Source organism: Lacticaseibacillus jixianensis (assembly GCF_003946485.1).
Taxonomy (GTDB): domain Bacteria; phylum Bacillota; class Bacilli; order Lactobacillales; family Lactobacillaceae; genus Lacticaseibacillus; species Lacticaseibacillus jixianensis.
In genome coordinates this window covers 12759-37828 of record NZ_RHOJ01000012.1, presented here as the reverse complement: position 1 = coordinate 37828, position 25070 = coordinate 12759, and the positions used below count along the sequence as shown (strand labels likewise).

Annotated in this window: 22 protein-coding genes; 18 read left to right on the top strand and 4 right to left on the bottom strand. The window is 53.6% G+C overall.

All coding sequences use genetic code 11. The features are described 5' to 3' along the window. Positions 1–806 precede the first annotated feature (806 nt). Positions 807–1394 (top strand): mucin-binding protein, encoded by a 588-nt coding sequence (locus tag EKM85_RS06340; protein ID WP_125585429.1) that lies wholly within the window; start codon positions 807–809, stop codon positions 1392–1394. A 907-nt stretch (positions 1395–2301) separates the two neighbouring features. On the opposite strand, the gene EKM85_RS06330 is transcribed toward EKM85_RS06340, so the two are convergent. Both EKM85_RS06330 and EKM85_RS06325 read right to left on the bottom strand, forming a co-directional pair. Beyond that, the gene (locus tag EKM85_RS06330) at positions 2302–7965 is read right to left on the bottom strand and encodes a mucin-binding protein (RefSeq protein WP_125585427.1); all 5664 of its coding nucleotides are present in this window, start codon (positions 7963–7965) and stop codon (positions 2302–2304) included. 364 nt (positions 7966–8329) lie between these two features. Next, a complete protein-coding gene (locus EKM85_RS06325; protein ID WP_125585426.1) occupies positions 8330–9700 on the bottom strand; it encodes a TPM domain-containing protein in 1371 nt (456 codons plus the stop codon). A 286-nt stretch (positions 9701–9986) separates the two neighbouring features. On the opposite strand from EKM85_RS06325, the gene EKM85_RS11465 reads away from it, so the two are divergent. Both EKM85_RS11465 and EKM85_RS06315 read left to right on the top strand, forming a co-directional pair. Next, on the top strand, positions 9987–10412 hold the full coding sequence (locus EKM85_RS11465) for a MarR family winged helix-turn-helix transcriptional regulator (protein WP_164510693.1): 426 nt from the start codon (positions 9987–9989) through the stop codon (positions 10410–10412). Positions 10413–10440: 28 nt separating this feature from the next. Beyond that, positions 10441–11025 (top strand): hypothetical protein, encoded by a 585-nt coding sequence (locus tag EKM85_RS06315; RefSeq protein ID WP_125585424.1) that lies wholly within the window; start codon positions 10441–10443, stop codon positions 11023–11025. A gap of 92 nt (positions 11026–11117) precedes the next feature. Here EKM85_RS06315 and nagA read toward each other — a convergent pair whose 3' ends face one another. Together nagA and EKM85_RS06305 are read right to left on the bottom strand one after the other, a co-directional pair. Next, the gene (gene nagA / locus EKM85_RS06310; RefSeq protein WP_125585423.1) at positions 11118–12281 is read right to left on the bottom strand and encodes an N-acetylglucosamine-6-phosphate deacetylase; all 1164 of its coding nucleotides are present in this window, start codon (positions 12279–12281) and stop codon (positions 11118–11120) included. A gap of 405 nt (positions 12282–12686) precedes the next feature. Next, positions 12687–13511, bottom strand: coding sequence for a Cof-type HAD-IIB family hydrolase (locus tag EKM85_RS06305; protein WP_125585422.1), 825 nt, complete (start codon positions 13509–13511; stop codon positions 12687–12689). Between the two features lie 676 nt (positions 13512–14187). On the opposite strand from EKM85_RS06305, the gene EKM85_RS06300 reads away from it, so the two are divergent. From EKM85_RS06300 to EKM85_RS06230, 15 genes are all read left to right on the top strand, one after another. Beyond that, positions 14188–18003 (top strand): SpaA isopeptide-forming pilin-related protein, encoded by a 3816-nt coding sequence (locus EKM85_RS06300; RefSeq protein WP_191987293.1) that lies wholly within the window; start codon positions 14188–14190, stop codon positions 18001–18003. 1 nt (position 18004) lies between these two features. Beyond that, positions 18005–18247 (top strand): hypothetical protein, encoded by a 243-nt coding sequence (locus EKM85_RS06295; RefSeq protein ID WP_125585465.1) that lies wholly within the window; start codon positions 18005–18007, stop codon positions 18245–18247. Between the two features lie 42 nt (positions 18248–18289). After that, positions 18290–18613 (top strand): DUF961 family protein, encoded by a 324-nt coding sequence (locus EKM85_RS06290; RefSeq protein ID WP_125585420.1) that lies wholly within the window; start codon positions 18290–18292, stop codon positions 18611–18613. A 17-nt stretch (positions 18614–18630) separates the two neighbouring features. Further along, positions 18631–19002 carry a YdcP family protein gene (locus tag EKM85_RS06285; RefSeq protein ID WP_056969484.1) on the top strand — a complete coding sequence of 124 codons (372 nt, stop codon included), beginning with the start codon at positions 18631–18633 and terminating at the stop codon, positions 19000–19002. Positions 19003–19076: 74 nt separating this feature from the next. Continuing rightward, positions 19077–19340: a hypothetical protein gene (locus EKM85_RS06280; protein WP_125585419.1), complete on the top strand. Its 264-nt coding sequence runs from the start codon at positions 19077–19079 to the stop codon at positions 19338–19340. Positions 19341–19354: 14 nt separating this feature from the next. Beyond that, on the top strand, positions 19355–19606 hold the full coding sequence (locus tag EKM85_RS06275; protein ID WP_125585418.1) for a hypothetical protein: 252 nt from the start codon (positions 19355–19357) through the stop codon (positions 19604–19606). Continuing rightward, on the top strand, positions 19607–19936 hold the full coding sequence (locus EKM85_RS06270) for a hypothetical protein (protein WP_125585417.1): 330 nt from the start codon (positions 19607–19609) through the stop codon (positions 19934–19936). A gap of 12 nt (positions 19937–19948) precedes the next feature. Beyond that, a complete protein-coding gene (locus EKM85_RS06265; protein WP_054714523.1) occupies positions 19949–20491 on the top strand; it encodes a hypothetical protein in 543 nt (180 codons plus the stop codon). Further along, positions 20484–21881, top strand: coding sequence for an FtsK/SpoIIIE domain-containing protein (locus tag EKM85_RS06260; RefSeq protein WP_125585416.1), 1398 nt, complete (start codon positions 20484–20486; stop codon positions 21879–21881). The genes EKM85_RS06265 and EKM85_RS06260 overlap by 8 nt, the downstream gene beginning before the upstream one ends. Then, entirely contained in the window at positions 21871–22146 is a 276-nt protein-coding gene (locus EKM85_RS06255; protein ID WP_054714520.1) for a hypothetical protein, read from the top strand. Before EKM85_RS06260 ends, EKM85_RS06255 begins: the two co-directional genes overlap by 11 nt. Next, a complete protein-coding gene (locus EKM85_RS06250; protein WP_056962980.1) occupies positions 22143–22403 on the top strand; it encodes a hypothetical protein in 261 nt (86 codons plus the stop codon). Before EKM85_RS06255 ends, EKM85_RS06250 begins: the two co-directional genes overlap by 4 nt. Positions 22404–22704: 301 nt before the next feature. Then, the gene (locus EKM85_RS06245) at positions 22705–23895 is read left to right on the top strand and encodes an XRE family transcriptional regulator (protein WP_054714513.1); all 1191 of its coding nucleotides are present in this window, start codon (positions 22705–22707) and stop codon (positions 23893–23895) included. Next, complete coding sequence (locus tag EKM85_RS06240; protein ID WP_054714510.1) at positions 23885–24211, top strand: hypothetical protein; 327 nt, start codon at positions 23885–23887, stop codon at positions 24209–24211. The genes EKM85_RS06245 and EKM85_RS06240 overlap by 11 nt, the downstream gene beginning before the upstream one ends. Positions 24212–24298: 87 nt before the next feature. Next, positions 24299–24520 (top strand): hypothetical protein, encoded by a 222-nt coding sequence (locus EKM85_RS06235; protein ID WP_003606383.1) that lies wholly within the window; start codon positions 24299–24301, stop codon positions 24518–24520. A 1-nt stretch (position 24521) separates the two neighbouring features. Continuing rightward, on the top strand, positions 24522–25025 hold the full coding sequence (locus tag EKM85_RS06230) for an antirestriction protein ArdA (protein ID WP_125585415.1): 504 nt from the start codon (positions 24522–24524) through the stop codon (positions 25023–25025). The last annotated feature ends 45 nt before the right edge of the window (positions 25026–25070 follow it).

The following is a 25070-nucleotide window of genomic DNA, read 5'->3' as shown; positions in this document are numbered from 1 at the left end:
ATTCTAGTGCCGCATCAAGCACTGACTCGAGCGCGCAGTCCAGTGCAGATTCTAGTACCACTTCGAGTGCGGACTCCAGTTCCACATCAAGCGCAGGTTCTAGTGCTCAATCCAGTGCTGACTCAAGCGCACAGTCCAGTGCAGATTCCAGCGCTACGTCAAGCGCTGATTCGAGCGCACAGTCCAGTGCAGACTCAAGTGCCGCATCAAGCGCTGACTCGAGCGCTCAGTCCAGTGCAGATTCCACTGCCACATCGAACTCTAACTCTAGTGCCCAGTCCAGTGCGGATTCCAGTGCTGCATCAAGCGCTAACTCTAGCGCTCAATCCAGTGCGGATTCTAGTGCTGCATCAAGCGCTAACTCTAGCGCTCAGTCCAGTGCTGACTCTAGTGCTACATCAAGTGCAGACTCCAGTGCTGCATCAAGTGCTGACTCTAGCGTTCAGTCCAGCGCAGACTCCAGTGCTACATCAAGTGCTGACTCGAGCGCGCAGTCCGGTGCAGATTCTAGTGCCGCATCAGGCACTGACTCTAGCGCGCAGTCCGGTGCAGATTCTAGTGCCACTTCGAGTGCGGACTCCAGTGCACAGTCCAGTGCAGATTCTAGTGCCGCATCAAGTGCGGACTCCAGCACAGCATCAAGCGCTAACTCTAGCGCTCAGTCCAGCGCAGACTCCAGCGCCACATCAAGCACCAACTCTAGCGCCCAGACCAGTGTCGGGTCTAGTACCACATCGACCAATAGGATTTCCGCATCCGTAGTTTCTTCAGCAAACAGCCAGCACCTGACGACGAGTGAGGCAGCTGTGGCTCAAACCGCCACGCACCCATCCGCGCAACCCGGTCGGCCAAGCACCACGCACCAGACGCACATTACTGTTTTGGTCGTCGATGCTGATTCTGGTGAGCCTTTGCAGACATTGCTCTTGGCTGGCAATCCCGGTGATCCTGTCAGCTATAACTTCCACGAATTGACGCTGCCATTCGTCAAAGCTGGGTACTCCGTCGTAGTCGATCCAGCGACCGCACTCACCGCTTTTCCTGCGGCAGACCGGACACTGGAAATTCACGTCGCCCACCAGATTCCGGCTGACTTCGTTTCGGCATTACCGAGCGAGTACCAGAAGTTGGTCCCTGCGCTCTCCGGTTACCACGCCAAAACGCAGCCAGGCAGCAAGCGGCGCACTGCAGGTGAGACTAACCAGGACAAAGCCAACCAGGTGCTTACCACGCAGCGCATCGAGCGGCCGATGGTCTTCGCACCGTTTGGTATGAGCCTGTCGCAGCACCACGGCAATGGCGGCGGCGCACCGAACCCCGAGGCTGGTGCCGCAATGCTTTCTGCTTACTGGGAAAGCCTCTCGGGTGTAATCAATTTCGGTATTCAAGGCTAACGCAGACAGCAACACGCCGAGTCGCCACTTCGCGACCCGGCGTGTTTTTTTGCCTTGAATTGGCGAATCATTTGCTCAGCTGGCGCGGCACGTGGATGACCCCGCCAACTAAAAAAAGCGGCCAGTGCCGCATCCCCTCCCCGAGATGCATCACTGAACGCTTTGTGCCAACTCCTCAGTCGGCTTACCCAAGTAACGACTCTCTGCAGCCTTACGCAAGGCAACGGCCTCGTCAAACGTTTCGCAAGACTTAAGGAGCACATACTTGCCCTGATAACGCAACCGGGCGAACCACCGATTGTTGGTCGGATTGTAAGAGACACCCACTACACCAGACTTGTTGCGCTTACTCCTGACCAATGAGTTGAGTGAGATTCCCTCGTCATTCGTCAAATCTCGCCCATGCGCATGCTGGTGAGCCCTAAAAGCCGGATTCGATGCGGCACGCTCCCGTGCCACCTCGCGACGCAAGCATCCGCAGCTGCGGACTTGAGCTGACCGAAGCCGATACCCGTCGACTGCCACAGTGCGACCGCATGAGCAGCGGCATTCCCAAACCGCATTCCCATTTTTCGCTGTTCCGACCCGTTTGAGGACGGTCAGCCGGCCAAACTGTTCACCTGTCAGATCTTTAACTCGCATCGTCCATACCTCCTTGCTCCTATGCTTATATTGTAAAGGCGGTGATGAGGGGATAGTCTCCGCGGTTTTTACTGATTTAGCAAAAATCGCGGAGACTCCAGCTTTGTACACCGGCCGATTCCCGGTAAAACGAGGCCTTCGCGGCAGCACTGCCATCCCGTCAGGCAGCAATTCGGCGAAGCCCAAGCCCTTTCCCTGGTCAAAAAAAGGGACCGTCCTTCACGTGTTGGCGTGAAGAGCGGTCCCTTGAAATACGATCACTCGACTAGTGTTCAATTTTGCGTTTGCGTTCAGCCAGTCCTAGCAGTGACAGCAGGGAAATGCCCAGAACTGCAAGGCCCGTGCCAACCGCATTGCCAGTCTCTGGCAACGTCCTCCTTGCGCTCGTCTTGGTGAGCGCCTTTGCTGGCACTGTTGTCGGCGTCTTGGTAGGTGTCTTATCCGCCGTCTGTTGCAACGACGATTCAGGCTGAGTGGGCTCGGTTACCGTGCCGGTTGCCTGGCCGCCGTCCACCGTTGTTCCGGTTTCTGGCTTGCCAACAAGATCGGTATCACCGCCGATTGCCGACTCAGGGGTCCCGGTATCTGAACCGTCATCTCCTGTAGGCGTAATTGGATTGCCAGGCGTGGTCTCGTCGCCGTCGGTCGGGGTACCTGGGTTGCCAGGTGTGGTGCTACCGCCATCAGTTGGTGTGCCTGGGTTGCCAGGTGTAGTGCCACCGCCGTTGGTCGGCGTGCCTGGGTTGCCAGGTGTAGTGCCACCGCCATTGGTCGGTGTGCCTGGGTTGCCAGGCGTGGTGCCGCCACCGTTGGTCGGTGTACCTGGGTTGCCAGGCGTCGTGCCACCGCCATTGGTTGGTGTGCCTGGGTTGCCAGGCGTAGTGCCGACAACCCGGTGGAGGTAGATGACGATGCCGTCAGCTGACGAGGTCAACCGATAAGGAATCTTGGTTCCCGGAGCGAGCTCGAGGGATTCATACTCACCAGTGAGATCGGCAGGAACATGGACAATGTAGTCGCCGTTATCGCCAATTTTGCCAGTGATCATTTCGGTCTCAAGCAGCTTATCAGGAGTGCCTTGCGCTCCACGTTCCACGTAGGTAACTTGGAGCTCATCGGCGACTGGCGCCGGTGTGTAGGTCACAATTACGTTCTCGTCCTTCAGGTCATCAGCGGTCTTGATCACTTTTGCGCCCAGTCCCTCTTGCGGTACGACCGCCTGGTCAGGCGTATAACCAACGAGCCTTGGCGAGGCCACTTCGGTGTAGACGTTCTGCGGCACCGCAAGCGTCGCGCCTGTGGCCTTGTCTGTGGTGATTGTCCACTTAACCGTCTGTTTAACGGTTGTCGGTGCCGGCATGCTACCGTAGACCACATAAGTGATTGTCCGGGTCGTCGACTTCTCCGTCTGCGAAAGAATGTGGGACAAGTGGATAACGATGCCCTTCGCACCATCAGTCAGCTGATACGGGATCTTAGACGGTTGCCCTTTAGCTAACTCATAGTTCTCTGGAACTTTCACCTCGTATGTCCCCTTATCGCCCGTTTGACCGGTGATAAAGGTCGGCGTGCCAACAATGGCCTTCTCTTGTGCATCATCGACGTAGGTGACCTGAAGTTCTTGAGCCACCGGAACCGGGGTATAGGTGACCGTCACGTTCTCGTCCTTCAGTTCATCGGTGCTCTTGATCACCTTGGCGGCCAGCCCCTCTTGTGGGACCTTCGCTTGGTCAGGCTTATAGCCTTCTAGGCTAGGCGATGCCACCTCGGTGTAGCCATTTTCCGGTGTCGCGACCGATTCTCCTGTGACCTTATCCGTGACAATCTGCCACTTGACCGTCTGAGTCACTTTTTCCGGTGCCGGCATACTGCCATAGACCACATAAGTAATCGTCCGGGTGGTGGTTGACTCACCTTGAGTCGTCTCATGCGTCAAGTGCACAATCAGATTATCCGTGTCATCCGTCGTCAAAGTATAGCGCAAACGATCCGCCTGATTCTTTGCTAGTACATAACCAGTAGGAACCTTAACTGAGTATTCGCCAGTTTTACCCGTCACGCCATTGACTAGGTCAGATGTCACCTTCTCGCCAGTCGTGTCGTCAACGTAAGTCACTGTCAAAGCAGCATCAACAGGGTGATAGGTGACTGTTGTAACTAAACTGGTTGGGGCAGTCGTCATCGAAGTCAACGTGATGGGATTCGTTGCCTCAATATCCGGTGCATAGCCAGGAATTGAAGGCGAAGTTACGCTTTCAACAGAACCGGTATTTGGTACGTAAATCGTCTTATTCGTCTTCTCATCGGTGGTTGCTGTCCACTCGACTGCCCGAGTAACAGGCACTGGCGTCAAAGTGTCTGGTAACCCCGCGTAGTTCACAGTGTAAGACGTCGTAACGGTTGTCGCCTTTGGGGGGGTCACGACTGGATTATCAGAAACCAACTCGTATTGGACAACGTCACCATCGAAATAATACTGAGCTATTTCACCAAATTTTGCAGGCTTGTTCAGGTGGTTCTCGTCGTAAGCATTTCCACCATTTCCAAGGTTCTTAACGACAGGGTTACCCGGAGCTAGATGATAGCCGGCGGGAATGAGTGCCTTATCGCTCTCACTTAACGCTGGCGTCTGAGCTGGATCGGAGACCTGTGGGAAATCAGTCTCCTTCATCTCGTCTGACCCATCCTTATACACTTTAGTTAGATCGGGCAACTCAATATACTGATCTGTTCCTTGTTGGTCTTTGTAGTGTAAACGCGCAGTAACAGTATCCGTTCCTTGGACTGCAATTGATGTGGCTGAAGTTTTCTCGTCCTTACCTCCCAGAATCTGCACGGGATTGTCATTGATATAAAAGCCCGTTTGTAAATAACCTGTCTTACCGCTGTCCGTTAACAGACTCTCGTCAAGGCCAGGAATAGTAATTCGTTCATTTGTGTCAGGATCGGCGGTATTGGCATGACTTGGAATCGTACCGATATCAACTAGAACGGACTTGATTGTAGACCATCCGCCTTTTGCCGCAACCCCAGCAGCGTCAACATAACCTGAACGATCAAAAGTAGTACTCCCTGTGGTCAAAACAGCAGGCTTGTCTGAATAAAGGACGGCCCTCGTCGTCAACGAATCTCCGTTGCTAAACTTACTCGGCAATGTCACCGGACCCGTCATAGTAAAGTTAAGGGTCGACCCCTGGGCGTCACCAGCGTACGGGAGGTTAATCACCTCATAAGCATTCGTGGCATCAATATCAGTATTATTCTGCATATCGATGGCAAAATTCATCTTATTCGCCGGCCAATCTGACGTACTGCCGCGGTGAATGTCAGATTTTCCTTGAGCCGCTGGCGAGGAATCCAGGTTACCCTGAGCCAATGCGGCTGTACCCTGGGTGGAGGCAACTTCGATTTTCCAGTCGGTTGAAAAGTACTGAACCGTGCCTTGGTGAACCTTGGCAAGCAAAATAGGATCAGTGATGGCCTTGATGTTTTCCGACTTCATAATGGTCGTCGTTGGCGAATAAATCAGCATCTCGATTGGCTCGGTTGTCGGCATGGCATCCGGCTGGTTGTCCCAAAACAGGGTCGAGTAAGTCATTGTCGGCTTCGACGTATCGACCGAGGTACCAGTATAATCAAACGTAACCAGGGTCCGGCCATCCGGCAGTGACTCAGTTTTAAACTTTGCCCCTTGGATTCTTGGTTGATGTTCTTCGTCGGTAGCAAGGTGAACCGTCTTAGGCAAAACCACGTACAGGATTGGATCCTTGATGAGATCAGCCGTTTGGCCCCAGTTGCCCCCACCATACATTGATATCTCCCCTGCAGGAGCGGTTCCTGGCCAAGTGTGATAGTGCCCGTCAAAATCGAGCCCGCTGCTATAGCCAATAGCTGGGGCCTCCGCAGGAGCGGGTGCGACCACGGTCTGAGTAAACTCACCATTGTATGTTTTGTCAATCTCGGTACCAACTACTTTCATACTCATTCTAGTGGTGAGCCTGTCGCCAACCTTGACCGGTGAAAGGTCATGATGCCTTTCAGCAACCTTCCCAAAAAGATACATCCCGTCCTTGCCATCATCCGCAGACTGGGATATTGCGCCAGGAGCCAGGTAATTGGGAGTTAGTTCAATCGAGCTGATGTACTGACCGTCGGGAGCATCATAGCGACCACCCGCTTCAATCGTCTTTGAATCGGATGAACCACCCACAAAGGTCACCTTCGCGGAATAGGACGTGGTGCCGGGCAAATATTCAGATTTGGTCGGGTCACTATCCGTTCTAATTTGCTCAGTTGGTACTTGAAAGCCAGTTGCATCTAAACCGTCGGGCACTGAGATGGTAAACGTTGCCGTAGAGTCCGCCTGGTCCGCTGCGCCCTCATAGGTAAAGGTAAAGGAATTCAAATATTTAATTGGTTTACCCTTTTCGCCAGTGGAAGCCAGAGTTATCTTGCTTCGATCATCATACGGATTACTGTAATTTCCGTTGACAAACGGTTGACTCTTAACTGGTAGGCTGGTATTATCGCCGTCACCTGCAGCCTCCATGATTGCAGTCCAAGGGTCAGCGTCGTATGTCAAAGTCCGAGCATCCGGACCGTCTCCCAGCTTTTGCACAAGCGAAATCCGACCCGGTGCAGTTAGATTATGAGGATTATCTGTCGGCGGAACATCGTACTTGCCTGCAATCTGGTAAACTTGGCTCCAACTGTTGTTGCCACTACCCTTGGGAACAGTAATAATGATGTCTTTACTCGACCCGTCTTGAGTGATAGTGGTCTCATCACTAAACTGATTAAGTTTCTTGGTTAACTCCTCATCCAAGGTAAAACCGGTAGGAACCGGGATGGTTATTGTCGTTCCATAATTAACGGCTGAGTTGATCCGCGAAGATGCACTGCTCGTCTGATTTTGGACCCCATTTTCCTCGGGCGTCGTAAACTGATAGACATAAGTGGTGGTCGGAAGAAGCCTCTTGATCACGCCTGTTGGGTTCACTCGGGTGATTGGATTGATTTTAATGGCGGGGTCAACCGTCTGGGTAATGGTAATGGGTGCCTGTTCTTGGCCATTCACCGCATACGTAATCTGACTGTTGGTGACACCAATGTCGTCAATTGGTGACTTGGGTGTTGGCCTGTCGTTCCCGTAAATGTAAAGAGTCAGATCCTGTTGAATGGTCTTAGTTGTTACTAGCTTATTCGTGATAGTCCAAGTGTGATGAGCCTCATCGTGCGTCCTGGTTGTTGTTCCATCAGCCAGTGGTACCGGTTCTGCTTTTGAACCGTCAAAGCCCCATGAACTGTTGGCATTTTCATCAGGAATGGTAATGCTGAAGCTGTCTCCAGCTTTAGCAGCAGTCATGTGAAATACAATGTGCACATCTTTCGTCACACCAGACCCGACCCCAACCTTAGCAGGTACCCCTGTAACGGTGGCACTAGACGTTGAAGGCAATTGGTCTTGGCTGCCTTGGACGGTTGAGGTTGCGTCCACTAGCGTCCGAGTAACCGAAGATCCTCGGGAATTCGTGGATGGGGTACTAGACGCGTTGGTCGAGTTACCCTTTAGATTTGAGTTTGCTTGATTTGCTTTCTGACTGTCCGCAGATGAAGATGTTTGAGCCTTTGTTTGTGCGGCTATCCGTGAGACATCAGAATCATTCGAGTCCGTCGTCGTTTTCTTAACGGCACCCAGTGCAGTCGTTGATGTACTCGAATGTAAGCTCAAGTTGCTCTCGGCAGTGACACTAGCATTATCGCTAGTGTCAGCGTGCGTTATGATGGGCTGCTGCAGCGACAGCGCCCCCGCAAAAATCAACGAAATGCCAGCAAGAAGCCACGTCTTGCCGGACTTATACATCTTATAATGGCGCTTTTCATCAGTCATAGCTGATGATAGCTCTTGAAAAAGATGCCGATTTGCCATAATTGATTCCTCCCTATCAACTGAAGCATACCCAACTATTTCATCCTTATACCCATCATCATAATAACGCAGTTTCGTTTGGATGTCGCTTTTTGAATCTAATATTCCCTAAATTTTATATAGTAAATGTTTTTAAAGGCAGTGATCCGTTCCGAACGAACACAATTCGGAAAAATTACTCGTTATATTTGGTGGGTAAAAATATTCTTGAGGCCATTAAACAGTAAAATTCACCTTAATTGGAGCTTTGTACAATCATCTATCGCCGTCATTACTGACCCGGCATGAACCATCACTCAACCGAACCGGGGCCGCTTAACCAAGAAAAAAAGACCGTCCCCCGTCCAGGGAACGATCCACTTGCCTACCAACTACCGCCGAAGCCGCCGCCACCGGAAGCACCACCGCCCCCGCCGGCGCCAAAGCCGCCGCCACTGCCGGAGCTTGGGGCGCTGGCGTGGACGTAGTTGCTGACGACCCAAACGGGCATTCCCGCGATGCCGGACTGCTCGGTCATCGGATTGCGCTGGTGCGTGAGCATGACAGTCCAGAGCTGGGCCAGCTTCTCATCCGAAAGGTTCGCGTCTTCTGGCTTGGCGTGAATGAAGAAGTCCTGCCAGACCTGGCTGGCCTCCTTGGGCTTGACGTCCTTGGTCTGCCGCAGCCACTGGTCAAAGCGGTCCTGGTACTGGCCCACGGCCGCCACCTCGACGTCGGTGTGACCCTTAATCGAGGTCATCACCCTGAGCTTGCCGGGACGCGGCGTTTCGTCGGTTAAAATGGCGGCCAGACTCGGTTCTGTCGCCATCTCCGCAGCCGGCCACTTGTCAGGGGTCATGCGATCATCAGCCACTTTGTAGTAGTAAAACGGCAACGGCCCGAGCTGCGGGGCTTTGGCCAGCCACTTGATGTAGTCGCGGCGGATCAGCTTGGCAAAAGAGTACGCCAGCGCCTGCTGCCGGTTGAACAACGCCCAGCCGCCCCCCGGGACGTTCATCGGGTCGATCACGATGCCGGCGTCATGCAGCTGCTGCAGGATGGGAAAGGTCCCCGGCTGGGTGGCGAAGATTCGGCCGGCCCAGTTGCGCAGCGCAAAGAACCGGGCCGCCATGAAGGCCATCAGCAGCAGCATGCCAATAATCATGCCAACGCCGATATTTTGAACCATCTGGTCGTGCGCACGGCGGGCCGCAATTCCCGCGGGCGTCGAGATGGCATCTTGATGCTTTTGCACCCGGCACACGGTGTTGGTGACGATGGCCGCAATGGCCTGGTCGTACTGACTCGCACGCAGCTGCTTTTTCACCGCTGAACTGACGATCTCGTCCATTGACCCGTCTGGCACCACGGGCTCCAGGCCGTAACCGACCTCCATCCAGTAGTGGTGCTCCTTGGGCTCGATCGTCAGCAGCAGCCCGTTATCCCACCGGGCGTGGCCGAAGCCGTACTTCTTGAACTGCTCATTGGCGTAGTCCTGCAGCTCGTCCTCGTCCTTGCCGCTGGTGACGATGACCGCGATCTGCGGCTTGCCCTTGATCTTCGCAAACGCGCGATAGTTCGCGGTGTACAGCGCCTGCTGGGTGCGGGGGCCCACCACGCCCTGCGGATCGCGGTACCACTGCTTGGTCTGCTGCACCTGCGACTGGGTGAGCGGCGCCGCCTGCACCAGTTGGCCCCCGCCTAAAAGCAGGAACAGCCCAATGGCAAAAGCGAGCCAGAATGCCTGTTTTTTCATACTTATCCCTCCACTGATGCTCTCAGTGTACCGCGCGAAAGCGGTCGCAACCACCCCCACGCTGGGCAAACTCCTCCGCCGAGCACAGCGCCGGTCAGCCGCCTTGCGCCGACTAACCACGCGGTTCACCGGTCGGCGCGTCGGTCGCTACTCGTTCGCTGTGTCGAGCGGTCCGCTGGTCAGAACGCCAGACGAGTATGGTTGTTTGCGCAAGCAAGTACTAGGTGCTAGACTGCTGGTAAATGATTTTGTGATGCGGACCACCTGCCTTGAAAGGAGTACCAGTATGCCGGAAGTCATCGACCCGTTGACCGCGGCCGTCACCGTTGCCGCCAAGCAGCTCACCGCTTTTCTGGACGACGCCCTCAGCCCCCTTGGCCTCACCGCCAGCAACTACTACTTCATCTTGCAGATTGCGCAGCACGAAACGGTCTCACAGGAGGCGCTCTTTCGCCTCACCCACCTGACGTCCAGCAACGTCACGCGCCGGCTGGCCCAGCTGACCGCAGCGGGGCTGATCACCAAGCAGCGCGCTCCCGAGGACGGGCGGGCGTTCGTGACGGCGCTGACGCCAGCTGGCCGCGCCTTGGTGCCTCAACTGACGGCCACCCTGGCCGCAGCCCAGGCGGAGGCGTTCGCCGGCCTGGATGAGGGGCAGCGGCAGGCGCTGCTCGCCATGCTGCAGCACGTGAGCCGCAACCTTGAGGCATAAGCCATCTGGCAAGGAGGAACATGTCATTATGCCGAAGACCATCGAAGTGTTGGGCGTCACGCAGCCCAACTTGGTGATTCCCGATAATTTTCAGCTGATTGCCGCCGACACCCGCCTGCGCAACGGGGAGACGGTGCGCGTGGAGCGGTACCAACCATACGCCCCGCTCGTGTGGCTGGGCCCCCACCTGACTTTGGTCTGGGGGGAAAAAGGGCGCCTAATCAGCTTCAACGACTTCTCGGTCGTCAGCCGCGCGCCGATGACGGACCAGGAGACGGCGCGGCGGATCGCCCGCGAAACCATGCAGCGGCTTGACTCCCAGTACGCGCGCGGCCTGAAGTACCTGCGCACCGACTACATCGTTCGCAGCTTCATCGATAACGTCCACCAGCGCAACGACACGCCGACGTGGTGGATCAAATACGGCCACCGCAACGGCAGTTACAACTGGGTGGCGGTCGGCCCCGGCGGCCGCGTCGTCGAATTCGAGCGCGAGGCCCTGTGGGACGACGCGCACAACCGCCGCGCCACTGAGGAGTGGAACTTCGACAACTGGGTCCTCGCCCGGCTGGGCAAGGGCCCCCAGCCCGACCCGCCGGAAGCACTGGCCTGACAATTCGTCAGGCAAAAAAGCCCCACCGCAGACGTTCAGCCAGCTAGTTTCACTGGCGAGCGCCCTGCGGTGGGGCAATTGTTTATTTTCGCTTAGGCCTGGTATCGGGACTCGCCGTTCAGGTAGGTCTCGGCAAGGCTCATGTCAGGGTTCAGGACTAGGAAGTCGGCGTCGCGGCCAGGCAGGATGCTGCCGCAGGTCGCGTCGATCTTCGCGGACTTGGCCGGTACGTAAGCCCCCATGTTGATGGCTTCTTCAGGGGTGGCGGCGTTCCAGTCAACCACGTTCTTGATGGCGTCCTTGAGCTGCAGGATCGAACCCGCCAGGTTGTGGGTCGCGTCCTTCAGGCGGGCGGTACCATTGGCCACGACCACTGGGAATTCACCCAGCATGTAGTCGCCGTCGGGCTGCAGGCCAGCGGACATGCAGTCGGTGACCAGCGCAATGTGCTCGGCAGTCTTCTCGCGCACCAGCACGGAGATCACTTCCGGCCGCACGTGGTGACCGTCGGCGATCAGTTCGTCGTCAACGTTCTTCAGGTACATCGCGGCGCCCACCATGCCTGGCGCGCGGTGGTTCAGCCCACTCATCGCGTTGAAGGTGTGGCAGAACATGCTTGCCCCGGCCTCGATGCAGGCCTTAGCCTGTTCGAAGGTCGCGCTGGAGTGGCCCAGGGCAACGACTTTACCGTCGTCGCCGGCCATGTGGCGAATGAACGGCACAGCATTGTCGCGCTCAGCGGCCAGGGACATCTTTTGCAGTAAGCCCTTGGCGCTCTTTTGCCACTCGTCGTATTCCTCAATCGATGGGTCACGGAAGTACTTCGGGTTCTGGGCCCCCTTGTGCTCTTCGGTGAAGAATGGACCTTCGAAGTGGATGCCCTTGATCTTGGCGCCCTTTTCCTCGCCGGCGTGGTCGCCGATGGTTTTGCAGACCTCGTTCAGCTGTTCAAAAGAGCCGGTCAACGTCGTCGGCAGCCAGGAGGTGACCCCGGTGCGCAGCAGGCCTTCGGACATTTCCTCAAGGCCGGCCCAGTCGTTGTCCATGACGTCGTGGCCCAACAGGCCGTGAATGTGGGTGTCGACCAGGCCCGGCGCGATCCACTGCTCGCCGTAATCCTTGATCTCACCGGCTGGCTTCTCGCCGTAGCTCGGGATGTACTCCCCGAACTTGCCGTCAGCGGTGACTTCGAGCCAGCCGCCGATCTCGGTATTATTCTTCAGGAAAAACTTTGCAGCATGAATGTAGTAACTCATTGCGTGATCTCCTTAGGTTTGATGTAGAGGTTTACTTCCATTCACCAGTGTAGCACGGTTGGCGGTAGTGGTCTAGGCCAAAAAACACCGAACTGCCCGTCTCTTCCATCAGCTTATCACCGCCAGCCGCCGCTGTCCGGTAAGGACTTTCGAAACAGCGGTGGGCGCGAGCGTAATCCTGTCGCTCATCCGGCTTCCCCGCGCAGCGAAGAAGCTGAGACAGACTTTCGGCCGCGGCCGGAAAAAAGCGTAAACTAATAGCCGCGTTGACTTTTAGCTAGGTTTCACGCGGCTATTGGTTAACATTAGGCCACCAAAGATTGGTGTTTTGCAGGGGCGCCCTTGCCGGCGTCCTTTTTGCAGGCTTCTTTGTATCACGGTAAAACAGCAGACAACAATTGCTTTCTAGTCCTGCTTAAAGACTTTCTCGTACAGTTCCGTAACCGGGTCGTCGTTGTTCGTGGCGTCCAGCACCAAGCCAGCCGCATGTTTGACGGCCGGGATGCCGTTGGCCACGGCGACGCCCAGTCCGACCTGCTGAAGCATGCTGAGGTCGTTGGAATTATCGCCGAGCGCAATGATCTCGTCTTTGCTAATGCCAATCTGCTCGCCCAGGGCAATCGCGGCCTTGCCCTTGTCGATGGCGTCGGGGTTGAATTCAACGTAGCGGTTCGAGGAGTAGGTCACCGTCAGCGGCGCCTTCACGGTCGCTTCCACCTTTTCGTAGAAGCGGCGCCGCACGCCAAAGTCGAGATGCTGGAAGATCACCTTGGCAATGTTGCGGTCCTTGAACTGGCTAAGGTCCTGGCCGTCGAATTCGATGTAGTCGACCCCGCGATTCTCCAGGTAATCGCGCTCAGGCTCGTTGATGTTGGCCACATAGACGTGATGGAAAGTGTAGATGTGCGCGCACAAGTCACCCTCCGCCATGGCGAGACGGTAAATCTGATCCGCCACCGCCAAGGGCAAGGTGTGCTGCACGATGATCCGGTTGTCTTTATTCTCGACGATCGCCCCGCCGTTGTATGAAATCACGTACTGACCGGCCAAGTCCTTGGTGCCGATGGTGGCCAGCAGCGGCTGCACGGACGCGAACCCGCGGCCGGTATTCGGCACGAACTTCACGCCCTCGTCGCGCAGCTTGTGAATCGTCGCAATGTCCCTTGGCGACACCGAACCGTCGTCGCGCAGCAGGCTTTCGTCCAAATCACTCACGATCATCTTATACATGAAAGCAACTCCTCATCTCGATAGGATAATTCTATTGTACCGCACCGGCGCGGCAAAAAAGGCCTCAGCTTGGACATGACGTTTTCACATTTTTCAGGTATGGTATTACATGTGGAAACAGCCTCCAACCTGTTTCGCTGCGGGTCCTGCGATCCGCCGCCACAACGGCCGCTGGTGCCTCTAACACCGGCGGCTTTTTGAGATGACTGCTCGCTCATCAGATTGCGCCGGTCTGCCGCGGCCGAGCCGGGCTTTCAGAAAGTTAAGAAAACCGCCGGGAAAACGTCATATTTTCTTCACATTCGGCCGCTACTATAAGTTACATAGAAATAAGCCAATTACTTATTCCTATCCAAACCCTACTTTTTCATTTTTACTCCTCCAAAGTGATAGTCCTTAAACGTTTGGAGCAGGAAACGCCCTACCCTGGGCTTTCCGGCTTCATGAAAAAGCGTTGAAGGACGAAATAGTCAGTCAGATGTGCCGCTTATGTGCCACGTCTGGCTCAACCCTTACTCCTTGCCCGCCGCCACCCCAAGCGACGGGCATTTTATTGGTCTAGTTGTGAAGTACGCACTCGCTGACCGATGCAAGGGGAAATTTCATATTTCTGAAAAGGCAATTGTTTAACTACGATTGTCTTTTTTTGTCGGAAAAATTGGAGGACACAATATTGATGAAAACAGCCCGGCGAACCTCAATCTTCGCCGCACTAATTGTAATACTCGTCCAGCTTCTCGTTCCTGCCTCGATGGCTCTTGCTGCTAGCATGACCAACGTATTAGCAACAAATTGGGTTACAGGCTGGAAACTTAAAGCGTTCAACAATTCCTCATGGACGGACAATGGCATTTGGATGAAACAGATTGACGGCGGCAAACAGATCGCCTTTTGTGTAGAGCATGGTATTGACCTCGACATGAGTGGATCTGACTATACGCCAAGTAGTTACTCCAACGCTAAGAAAGAGCGCTTAGCCGAGATTGCCTACTATGGGTACTACTCGCAACCTAGCGCCAAGAATTATGCCGTCACGCAGATGATGGTTTGGGAAGAACTGGGTGACACACTGGTCTCGAATCCATACAGCGCCTACGCCGCCGAGAAGAAGGCGATTCTCGCTAAGGTTTCGGCTCACGACAAGAAGCCATCCTTCAATGGCCAACAGATCACACTTGCCATTGGTGATTCAATCACGTTGACTGACACCAACGGACGGCTAGCGGCCTTTGCCCAACAAACTGCAAACACCGCGAACCTCAAGATTACTAAGTCCGGCAACAAGCTCACACTGACGGCTACCACCCAGTCGAAGGCTTCCGGTAAGGTGGCTTATGCAATTGCCAAGGCCGCTGACGTTGGTACCTCTTTCGTTTATACAAAAGGTTCCCAACAAAAGCTGGTCAACTTCAAGCTTTCCAGCAACGGCGAATTCAGTCTGCCGATCAAGGTCAACCTGAACGGGAATCTGAAAGCCAAGAAGGTCGATGCCGACACCAACAAGGCCTTGCCCGGGGCAAAGCTCAAGTTCGCATACAACGGAACTACCAAAGAAGTCACAACTGGCGCTGACGGCTATGCCGCCTTGAATGACTTGAAAGCTGGCACCAAAGTCACCGTCTCCGAAGTGACTGCGCCGAACGGCTATGTGAATAAGGGCGAACTCAAGGAAGTCACCGTTGAACCCAACAAGACCATCGAAGTCGTTCTCGGCAACAAGGAACAACTCGGTAACGTGACCCTTGCCAAGATTGGTAAAGAGTTCGGTAGCGATATGTTCAACGCCTACTACTCCCTGAATGGTGCGGTGTATGGGATCTACACCAGCACCGGCACACGGGTTGGCGCGATCACCACAGATGGCAACGGTAAGGGCACCTTGCAGAACCTCAAGCTCGGTAGCTACTACGCGCTTGAAGAAAAAGCCCCTGCTGGCTACGTTTTAAACTCGGCCAAGTTGCCATTTGAATTGAAGTATGCTGGTCAGACTGTCGCGGTCACCACCGCTCACGTCAATACGATCGATCAAGAACAACGCGGCACTGCCACAATTATCAAGGAAGACGCCGTTACCGGTAAGCAACCACAAGGTGCTGCCAGTCTCAACGGCGCTGTCTATGAACTTCACCGTGCAGCTGACGACAAGCTCGTGAAATCAGTGACGATTGCCAATAATACCGCGTCTGTTTCCGGCTTGGAACTGGACGATTACTACTGGCAAGAAGTGAAGGCCCCAACCGGCTACGTTCTTGATCCGCAAAAGCACGCCTTCAAGCTGGCATACGCTGGTCAGAACGTGACGACCGCAACTGCCACCACGACGGTTAAGGAACAAGTCATCACCGGCGACCTCGACCTGCTCAAGTACGGTAACTACGACTGGGCAACTCAAGGCAAAGGCACTAAGCCGGTCATGCTCAAGGACACTCAATTCACTGTGACCAGCAAGATCACCGGCAAGGTTGTCCGCACCGGTTCGACTGATGCTCAAGGCTACGTGAAGTTCACGGATCTGCCCTACGACACCTACACCGTGACCGAAACCAAGACGCCTACCGGTTACAACGGCATCAAACCGTTCACGGTCACTGTTGATGGTACCCAGAAGTCCCAGCATTATAGCATCGAAAACAAGGTTATCGAAGAAAAGCTCCAGGTAGTCAAGGTTGATACCGAGACCGACAAAACCGTACTGCGCGCTGGTGCGATCTTCCGCATCAAGAACCTGCAAACCAACAAGTACGAAGTCCAGCCGACTGCTGATAAGTCTGGCACGACTGATAAGTTCGCTACCGACAACTCCGGTGAGTTGATCACCGCCGAAGCGCTTGGTTACGGCAAGTATCAGCTCGAAGAAGTGCAAGCCCCAGACGGCTATGTACTGGCAAAGGAACCAGCTAAGTTCACTATTGACGGCAGCCATAAGGACGGCATCGTGGTCATCAAGTTCGCTGACCTCTCCCAAAAGGGTGTCGCTACGCTGACCAAGACCGGGGCCACCACAGTCGCCGTCGAAAAGGTTGAAACTAAATACGGCAATCAGTACAAGTATCGTTACGACTACACCGCTCTCGCTGGTGCGAAGTTCGAGTTCAAAGCAACCGAAGACATCACGACCGCTGATGGCACCGTTCGTGCCCAAAAAGGTGACGTGGTTGCCACTGGTACCACTGACGCTCAAGGCCAAATTCAAACACCAGAGCTGTATCTTGGCAAGTACACTGCAACCGAAGTGTCTGCACCAAACGGGTTCATTCTGAACACCGATCCAATTGCCTTTGAACTCAAGTATGCTGGGCAAGAAGTGACGGTGACCTCTACCTCACTTGAAGCCAAGAACGACTTCCAGCAGCTCGACATCACGCTCAACAAGCAAGAAGAAAGCATCACCGGCTGGACGAACAACCTCCCAGAAATCAAGAACGTCGCCGGTAATGGACAGGTCTTTGGCCTTTTCTCCATGGCCGCCACTAAGATCGGTGACACCGAGGTTCCAGCACAATCACTGCTCGCAACAACCACGGTCAAGGATGGGAAAGCTGCATTCGATGCGATTCAGCTACCAGTCGGCTACTACTACGTCAAAGAACTTGACGCGGGCAATAGCCATGACTTGAGCACGACTATGTACGGCTTCCACTTCAACACCACCGACAACGAGAAGATCAAGCATATCAAGATCAACGACGGTAGGCAGATTGAGAACAAGCTCCATGAAAACGAACTGACCTTCAAGAAGATCAACGAAGTTGCCACGCTGGTTTCGGGCAAGGGTTACACCTATGCCATGACCGGTACCGCTGCTGGCGCGACCTTTGAACTGCTTGACGTTGACAAGAAGGTCATTCAGACGATCACCATTGGCAAGGATTCCACTGGCTCCATCAAGCACCTGCCCGTGGGCACTTTCTATCTCCGTGAATCCAAGCCTTCTGCCACCAACCTTGTACTGTCCAAGGAAACCCTCAAGCTCGTGTCCACCAAGGACGGCGTGACGGTCTTTGATAGCAAGGACGAGCAGATTGGCGAGACCAAAGCTGACGCCAAGGAACCACCCATCGCCTTTGAACTGACCAACGACTTGATCAAAGGCACTGGCGAACTGACTAAGACCGACGTTTCCACTGGCAAACGGCTACCAAACACTGGTATTCGTATTCTGGATAAAAACGGCAAGACGGTCGTATCTGGTCGCACCAACAAGAACGGGGTCTTCTCCTTTAGTAACCTGCCTGCTGGTAAGTATAGCTTCCAAGAATACGACGCACCGAAGGGGTACGAAATCAGCGAAGCCCTTGTTCCATTCGAGATCACTAAGGATGGTGAAATCGTGAAGGCAGTCATGAAAGACAAGCAAACGCCGAAGCCTGGTCTGCCACAAACGGGTAACGCCAAGGCTGGTTGGCTCATGGTTATCGGTGTGGTACTACTGCTCGGCGTCCTCGCTGCGATGGTTGTGATCGGTGGCGCCAAGAAGAAAGATGGCAAGTAACATGCGCATTTCTTCTATTAACATGTACCCCGATCCCGGCGGCGACGTGCTGCTCCAAGGCGACATCGTACTGGATCATGTGCTCATCTTGAAAAACGTGAAGCTCATCGAAGGTCAGTATCGCTGGTATATCCAGTTTCCAAGATACGTTGATGGGCGCGCGGTTCACCCAATCTCTAAATCATTTTACGACTACCTGCTTCAACAACTAACCGAATACTATCAACAAGCCACAGCCGAGTAGCCCAACTACCCGGCTTTTTGAATACGAAAGGAAGGCTACAACATGGAACTCAAATTTGTTGCACCAAACATTGAAAAGACGTTCGGCCACCTGTACTTCGGATCGCTCAAGCGGGAGCTGTCAGAGGGTGATCGTGACAATCGCAAAGTTGTCTCCCGCACTTACGAGTTGTTCTCCGACTTGCAACGCACCGACAATATCGAGATCACCATTCCGGCGAAGCAAGGCGACAAGGCCGAAAGCATCGAAGTTGATGCGCCAGTCACCATCATCAAGCCACGCATTGCGACTGTCGGTTACCGGATCGGTGAGCAAGCCTTTGTTCGCTACATCTGCAACGCCGACGATATTGTCCCAGTCAAATAAAGAAAAGAGGAACTCACATGAGATTAGCAGAAGGCATCGTTATCGACTTAGAAGAAACCTTTGGCGTCTTGAAATTCTCCGGCCAACGCCGTGAACGCTTCGTACAAGACGAAGACGGCAACCGTACCGACGACGTAAAGGAGCGCACCTACGATTTGAAGTCCATGAAACAAGGGATGATGATCCAAGTTTCAATTCCAGCAGAGGCTGGGGTCAAAGACTTCAAGTACAACCAGATTGTAACCTTGGTTGATCCCGTGATCGACACCGTGGCGAACGCAAACTTCAACCGAGTTGAAACCTCGTGGTACATGAAAGCGAAGGATCTCGTGATTGCCACCGCACCGGTCAAGCCACAGGAGAAGCCAAACACCAATGACAAGAAATAGCTCACTGTCCCACTCCTCTCGCGCACCGCCCGCTGCGGCGGTTGCTTACCACTAACGAAAGGAGTTGATCACAGATGATGACTTCCACCCTGACCGTAGTTGGTCGTGAAGTGTTCATCGACGACTATAACGAAGAAATCGACAACGACTACCGCCTTGACCCAGACGAGATTCTGCAAGACATGGTGGAACTCATGGAAGAAAGCCCTGAATCCTACCAGCACCTGCATATCGCTAGCGAACAGACCAACGACGGCATGAATAAGCTGTTCTCGTTCACCTCATACGAGGGTGAAGATGGCTTGCGGCTCTCGTATCTGGGTGTCAGCGATGAATAGAAAGGACTGATGACATGGCACTAACACTTAGAATTGAAGGCTTCTTTGAAGATTATCCAGCTTTGGTTGATCCTGATTATCACGACCCCAGCCCGGACGCTTTGATCGACATGGTACTGATGGCCGCCGAACAGGCCAATCCCGATGAGCCGTTCTCCATCTGGGTAGACGGTGAGTGTACCCGCGATCACGAATCCAAAGAGTTCAGTTTCAACATCGACACCGAAGATCGACAACCCGCTATCAAATATTTAGGAGTGAAATAGATGAAAGACCCAGATTACGAGCTTTTACGCGACATCCGATTGGTCAACATGAAGCAGTATTACAAGGATTACTTCGGGCTACTAGCCTTACCCGAGCACGAGGAAACTCTCGGCAGTTTGCTTGAGCCTGTTATTGAAGGCGCCGCGGAAGCATTAGAACATGATTTTGACACTTACAACGTTGGAGTGGGCTTCAATATTGATATGTATGGCGTTCAAACGCCACCGCATTGTTTTAACTTTGAAATCTATGCTGACAATGCACACAACCTAACCGTCATTTATGCTGGTTGCCAAACCGAATTTCCTGACGACGCAGATGACGAATAAAAGGAGAGTACGATGCAACAATTAGAGATTATTGGTCTTTATGAATTTCTGAACCAATACTACGGCACTTCCACTCGTTACACTCCACAAGCAGACTATCTTATTACGGGCCTTTTCTGTCGCGCCAAGCGTGCACGACGTACAGGGCAGCCATTTATCAAACAAACTCGCGGCACAGAGTTCACAACTCACGGCAATGATGAAGTCTTCATATTTTCACTACATGAAGACCGGCATCGAGTAACGGTCAAATACGAACCGTGGGTTGCTCCAAGGCGTCCGTTACAAGGGATTCGCTTTGAAAATGTAGACGTCTTCTTGAATGCCTACAACTCTGTTATTCTCCAAAAAGCTTGCACTAAGCTTACAAAGGGCGGGCCATTGGGGTATCTGCTACATGAAATCGCCGAGTGTCAGCTATATCGTGAAGATGGATTCGTTCTCACAATGTCTGCCGAAGATGTCCGTCATCACCGAGATGACGCCCGCTTTTACTTTTCGCTTGAGCCGATAATCAACGGCGTAGCTTTTCAGTTTGTAAATGTTTATGTTTAAGAACATTTGGACCTATCGCGGTACGCGGGTCTATCCGCGTCAACGCAACCTGCTCTACAACACCGCTATGACGGCCGTGATTTTCCTGTGGGTAACTGGCGCAGCTATCGCCTATTGGCCGCTGCTAAAACAAATCAACTGGAAATTCTTTAGTTGGCCGGACGTGGTGGCGCTGCCTTGGTCGTGGTTGCCGCTGATTATCAACAGTTTATGCACAGCACTACTCTTTAGTGCTGGCCTGTGGGTTTACCGAACTTGGTTTGCGGATTCCTACAAGCAGATGGAACACCGCCAGAAGCTTGCCCGCATGATCATCGAGAATAAGTGGTACCAGACTGACCAGTCCAACAGTGAGAGTTTCTTCAAGGACTTAGGCTCAACGCGCACCAAAGAGAGGATCTCGCACTTCCCCAAAATCTACTACCGGCTCAAGGACGGACTGATCCACGTCTCTGTTGAAATCGTCATGTCTTCTTATCAAGACCAGCTCCTGCACTTGGAAAAGAAGCTAGAGGCTGGTCTTTACTGTGAGCTGGTCGATAAGATTCTACACGATTCCTATGTCGAGTACACGTTGCTTTACGACACCATCGGCAAGCGTATTACCATCGCTGACGTGACCTGTGAACACGGCTCTATGCAGCTAATGGAAACTGTCGCTTGGCGCTATGATGCGCTACCGCACATGTTGATCGCTGGTGGGACTGGCGGTGGGAAGACCTACTTCATTTTGACGTTGATCGAAGCGTTGCTGAAAGACGGTGCCCAGCTCACAATTCTTGACCCGAAAAACGCTGACCTCGCCGATCTGGCCGACGTGATGCCAGGGGTCTACTCGAAGAAGGAGGCTATGCTTGGTGCGCTTGAAACTTTCTATCAGGACATGATGGCGCGAAACGACAAGATGAAACAAATGGACGGTTACAAGACCGGCGAGAACTACGCCTATCTTGGACTACCCGCCCATTTTCTGATTTTTGATGAATACGTGGCCTTCATGGATATGCTTGGCCGCGATGCCATGCAGGTGATGTCCAAACTCAAGCAGATCGTTATGCTAGGGCGTCAAGCTGGCTTCTTTCTCGTGTTGGCTTGCCAACGGCCTGACGCTAAGTATCTCGGTGACGGGATTCGCGACCAGTTCATGTTCCGGGTTGCTCTTGGGCGCATGAGTGAGCTCGGCTATTCCATGATGTTCGGCGAAACCAATAAAGACTTTTTCCAGAAACCAATCAAGGGACGGGGCTATGTGGACACCGGCGGTAGCGTCATCTCTGAATTTTACACGCCGCTAGTACCGCGCGGCTATGACTTCCTTACCGAAATCGGCGCCGCAGCCAATACCGTTCCCGCAACCACAACAGAAAAGGAGGTGCCGCATGAGCACTGATGTCAAAATCGAAAACCGTACGCAATTCCTCAACGACTTTCACGAGAACGTGCCCTTCCAGTCTGACGAAGACGCAGATGACCAGCTGCAATGGATGGCAATGCATGCTCACGAGTACCCAGATTCACGAATCTGGATGGGTGCTCCCGGCGGACTGACCGCCGATCGTTTTCCGAAGCGCTTTTGGTTCAACGTCACCACTGGCGACGACGGTGGCTTAACCATGACTTACACCAACGTCGCAGATGAAGGTGATGAAGAATGACCACACCAAAATTCCAAAACAAAATGCAATTTGCGGAGGACTACGCCGCCCAGATCAAAAATGCCACCTTTGATGACGCTGAAGACGCCTTGATGGAGCTTTGCGACTACATCGAGCCGTGGGAAGACGGCAATCACTGGCTCGAACTGGTCGGCGACCGCACCATCTCAGGTAAGCCCGTCTACTTCTGGTTCACGGCTACCATGATGCAAACTGGCATGCAGCTCACTTACCATAGCTGGGCCCACCATTACTAATCAGATTCACGCCGTCATCAAGACAAACCCGTTGAAAGGAGCAAGACTATGACTACCCAATCTGTTCAGCAAGGCTGCACCCTGCCGCCACGCGCGGCGTGCAACGCGAAAGCCGCAAGCGTGAGTGGCAGCGGTCGGCGCCAGCCGACCGCTTACCCCCAGTACTCTAACAGGGGGGTATTAAATACAAAGTCTGTGCCTGAACACGGGGTGGAAAGATTGATATGACGGCGTTTGAATAGCAAAAAGCAAAATGATGGATGGCACCCCCAATCCATCATTTTTTGAAAGGAGCGTTGCCATGTACTCATGGCATGAAAAGATTAAAACCAAACGCAAGCAGCTCAAGCTAACTCAAGCTCAAGTCGCCCGGCGCTTAGGTGTCACGCGGATGCATTACGTCCAAGTGGAGAACGGCAAGACAAACCCAAGCCCCGCGCTTCAAGCCGAAATCGACCGGTTGCTCAAGAACTGGAACGATGAACCGGAACTGACGCTGATGTTTGACTACATGCGCGTGCGGTTCCCGACAACTGACGCCAAGGCCGTAATCACCAAAATTCTCGGTCTGACCCCAGAACACCTGATATTTGAGGAACACGGCTTCTACGGTTATTCGGCCATGTATATCTTCTCCAACATTCAAGTCATGGTCGCGCCGATTGGCTCCAACCTCGGCACGCTGGTCGAAATGAAGGGCCAAGGTTGCCGCGAGTTTGAAGGCATTCTGTTAAGCCACGGCGAAACTTGGTATGACTACTTCCTCTGCGTCGATGAAGCAGGCGGCATCTTCAAACGAGTTGATATTGCAATCAACGACATGATTGGCCTGCTGAATATCCCCGAACTGGTCGATAAGTGTCTGAACAACGAGTGCATCTCCGTCATGCGGTCATTTCAAGGGTTGCAATCAGGCAAGCTCGTGGATCTCGACGAGGCTGGCCGGGGCAACACGCTATACGTCGGCACGATGAAAAGCGATGTGTATTTCTGCATCTACGAAAAGGCCGCCGAACAAGCTGCCAAGCGCGGCATCGCCATTGCCGACACATCGATCATCAACCGTTTTGAGATTCGATTAAAGAACGAACGGGCAGTCAAGGCGATTGAGAACATGCTGATTACCCGTGACGCCGAAAAAGTCGCGTTCGGTATCATCACGCGCTACATGCGGTTCGTTGATGAAGTCCCGGACAAAAGCCGCTTGAAGTGGCCGCTCAACGACCGCTGGGCATACTTCCTCGGTAAAGGTCGTCAACCGATACGCCTGACCACCGCACCCCAGCCCTTTGACCTGAACAAGACCAAGGCATGGCTCCAAAAACAAGTCATGCCCACGCTCAAGGTCATCAAGGAAATCGACAACTACTTCGGCACTACTGACTTACAGCTCATGATCAAGGACGCCGAGCTGAACGACAAGCACCTCAAGCTGATTGAGCAACAGACGATCGGTAGCGAGGAACTAGGGGGTGACATGTTTGATCAATGACGTGCTTGCTTCTCACCCGCTGCGAGGCAAGACATTCAAAGACTGCGTGCTGAACGTTTACGTCTACGAGGCCGCGCTAGTCGGCGTGGTCGAACACACGCAGTACCGGCGCATCTGCGATATGAACAGTTTCGGCTTCACAGCTCAAGACTACATCGCTTGGCGACACCAGCAACAAGAACACCCGGCGGCTCTGATAGGCCGCGATGGTCGCGCCCTCAATTACAGTGAACTGCGCCGACTGCTTTACCAAACTGCCGAAGAATCTGGGTGGCCGGTTTTCAGGTCACCGGTAGAAGCATCGTTTCTTGATTAGTCATAGGTCGCCGCTGACCACGACAAAATAGCGGCATTCATGAAAGGAGCATTGGTCACAAAACTTAAAAACAAAAGGATGATTATTATGAATTTCGGACAAAACTTGTTTAACTGGTTCACTTCCAATGCCCAGAGCTTGGTGCTGATGGCGATTGCCATTATCGGGGTCTACCTTGGCTTCAAGCGTGAGTTCTCCAAGCTGATCGGCTTCTTGGTCATCGCGATCATCGCAGTGGGGCTGGTGTTCAATACCGCTGGGGTCAAAGACGTACTGCTGAATCTGTTCAACCGCGTCATGGGGGCTTAATATGGCCGCTAAATTTCGCGTTTGGATTGCCAATCTTGGTAAGTACAACGAAGGCGAATCTGTCGGCGCATGGTTTGAACCGCCGATCAACTGGGACGACATGGCCGAACAAATCAGCCTGAACGAACAGTACGAAGAATACGCGATCCACGATTACGATGCACCATTCCCAATTTCCGAATACGACAGCATCGACCATATCAATGCGCTGGGTGACGCCTTGGACCAACTCAACAATTCCGAACTGGGCGATGTTGTAGAGGAACTGCTGGATGCACGCTTTGATGACGTGATCGAGTTGGCCGAGCATATCGATGATTTCGTACACTATGATGCTGATTCGATGGAAGATCTCGCTATCATGTTGGTACAAAACGGCGACTTCTGCGGCGAAGTACCTGAACAGATTCAGTCGTACATCGACTACGAAAAGCTGGCTAACGACCTCGAAGCCGATGGTATCTATGTCACCACTCACGACGGCATTTACGAATATCTGAACTAGTCACTGGGGCTGGCGCTACAAAAGGCGTCAGTCCTTTTATCTTAC

Coding starts and splice junctions, on each gene's coding strand:
- EKM85_RS06330 (WP_125585427.1), bottom strand. CDS start 7,965: ATGGCAAATCGGCATCTTTTTCAAGAGCTATCATCAGCTATGACTGAT.
- EKM85_RS06325 (WP_125585426.1), bottom strand. CDS start 9,700: ATGAAAAAACAGGCATTCTGGCTCGCTTTTGCCATTGGGCTGTTCCTG.
- EKM85_RS11465 (WP_164510693.1), top strand. CDS start 9,987: ATGCCGGAAGTCATCGACCCGTTGACCGCGGCCGTCACCGTTGCCGCC.
- EKM85_RS06315 (WP_125585424.1), top strand. CDS start 10,441: ATGCCGAAGACCATCGAAGTGTTGGGCGTCACGCAGCCCAACTTGGTG.
- nagA (WP_125585423.1), bottom strand. CDS start 12,281: ATGAGTTACTACATTCATGCTGCAAAGTTTTTCCTGAAGAATAATACC.
- EKM85_RS06305 (WP_125585422.1), bottom strand. CDS start 13,511: ATGTATAAGATGATCGTGAGTGATTTGGACGAAAGCCTGCTGCGCGAC.
- EKM85_RS06300 (WP_191987293.1), top strand. CDS start 14,188: ATGAAAACAGCCCGGCGAACCTCAATCTTCGCCGCACTAATTGTAATA.
- EKM85_RS06295 (WP_125585465.1), top strand. CDS start 18,005: ATGCGCATTTCTTCTATTAACATGTACCCCGATCCCGGCGGCGACGTG.
- EKM85_RS06290 (WP_125585420.1), top strand. CDS start 18,290: ATGGAACTCAAATTTGTTGCACCAAACATTGAAAAGACGTTCGGCCAC.
- EKM85_RS06285 (WP_056969484.1), top strand. CDS start 18,631: ATGAGATTAGCAGAAGGCATCGTTATCGACTTAGAAGAAACCTTTGGC.
- EKM85_RS06280 (WP_125585419.1), top strand. CDS start 19,077: ATGATGACTTCCACCCTGACCGTAGTTGGTCGTGAAGTGTTCATCGAC.
- EKM85_RS06275 (WP_125585418.1), top strand. CDS start 19,355: ATGGCACTAACACTTAGAATTGAAGGCTTCTTTGAAGATTATCCAGCT.
- EKM85_RS06270 (WP_125585417.1), top strand. CDS start 19,607: ATGAAAGACCCAGATTACGAGCTTTTACGCGACATCCGATTGGTCAAC.
- EKM85_RS06265 (WP_054714523.1), top strand. CDS start 19,949: ATGCAACAATTAGAGATTATTGGTCTTTATGAATTTCTGAACCAATAC.
- EKM85_RS06260 (WP_125585416.1), top strand. CDS start 20,484: ATGTTTAAGAACATTTGGACCTATCGCGGTACGCGGGTCTATCCGCGT.
- EKM85_RS06255 (WP_054714520.1), top strand. CDS start 21,871: ATGAGCACTGATGTCAAAATCGAAAACCGTACGCAATTCCTCAACGAC.
- EKM85_RS06250 (WP_056962980.1), top strand. CDS start 22,143: ATGACCACACCAAAATTCCAAAACAAAATGCAATTTGCGGAGGACTAC.
- EKM85_RS06245 (WP_054714513.1), top strand. CDS start 22,705: ATGTACTCATGGCATGAAAAGATTAAAACCAAACGCAAGCAGCTCAAG.
- EKM85_RS06235 (WP_003606383.1), top strand. CDS start 24,299: ATGAATTTCGGACAAAACTTGTTTAACTGGTTCACTTCCAATGCCCAG.
- EKM85_RS06230 (WP_125585415.1), top strand. CDS start 24,522: ATGGCCGCTAAATTTCGCGTTTGGATTGCCAATCTTGGTAAGTACAAC.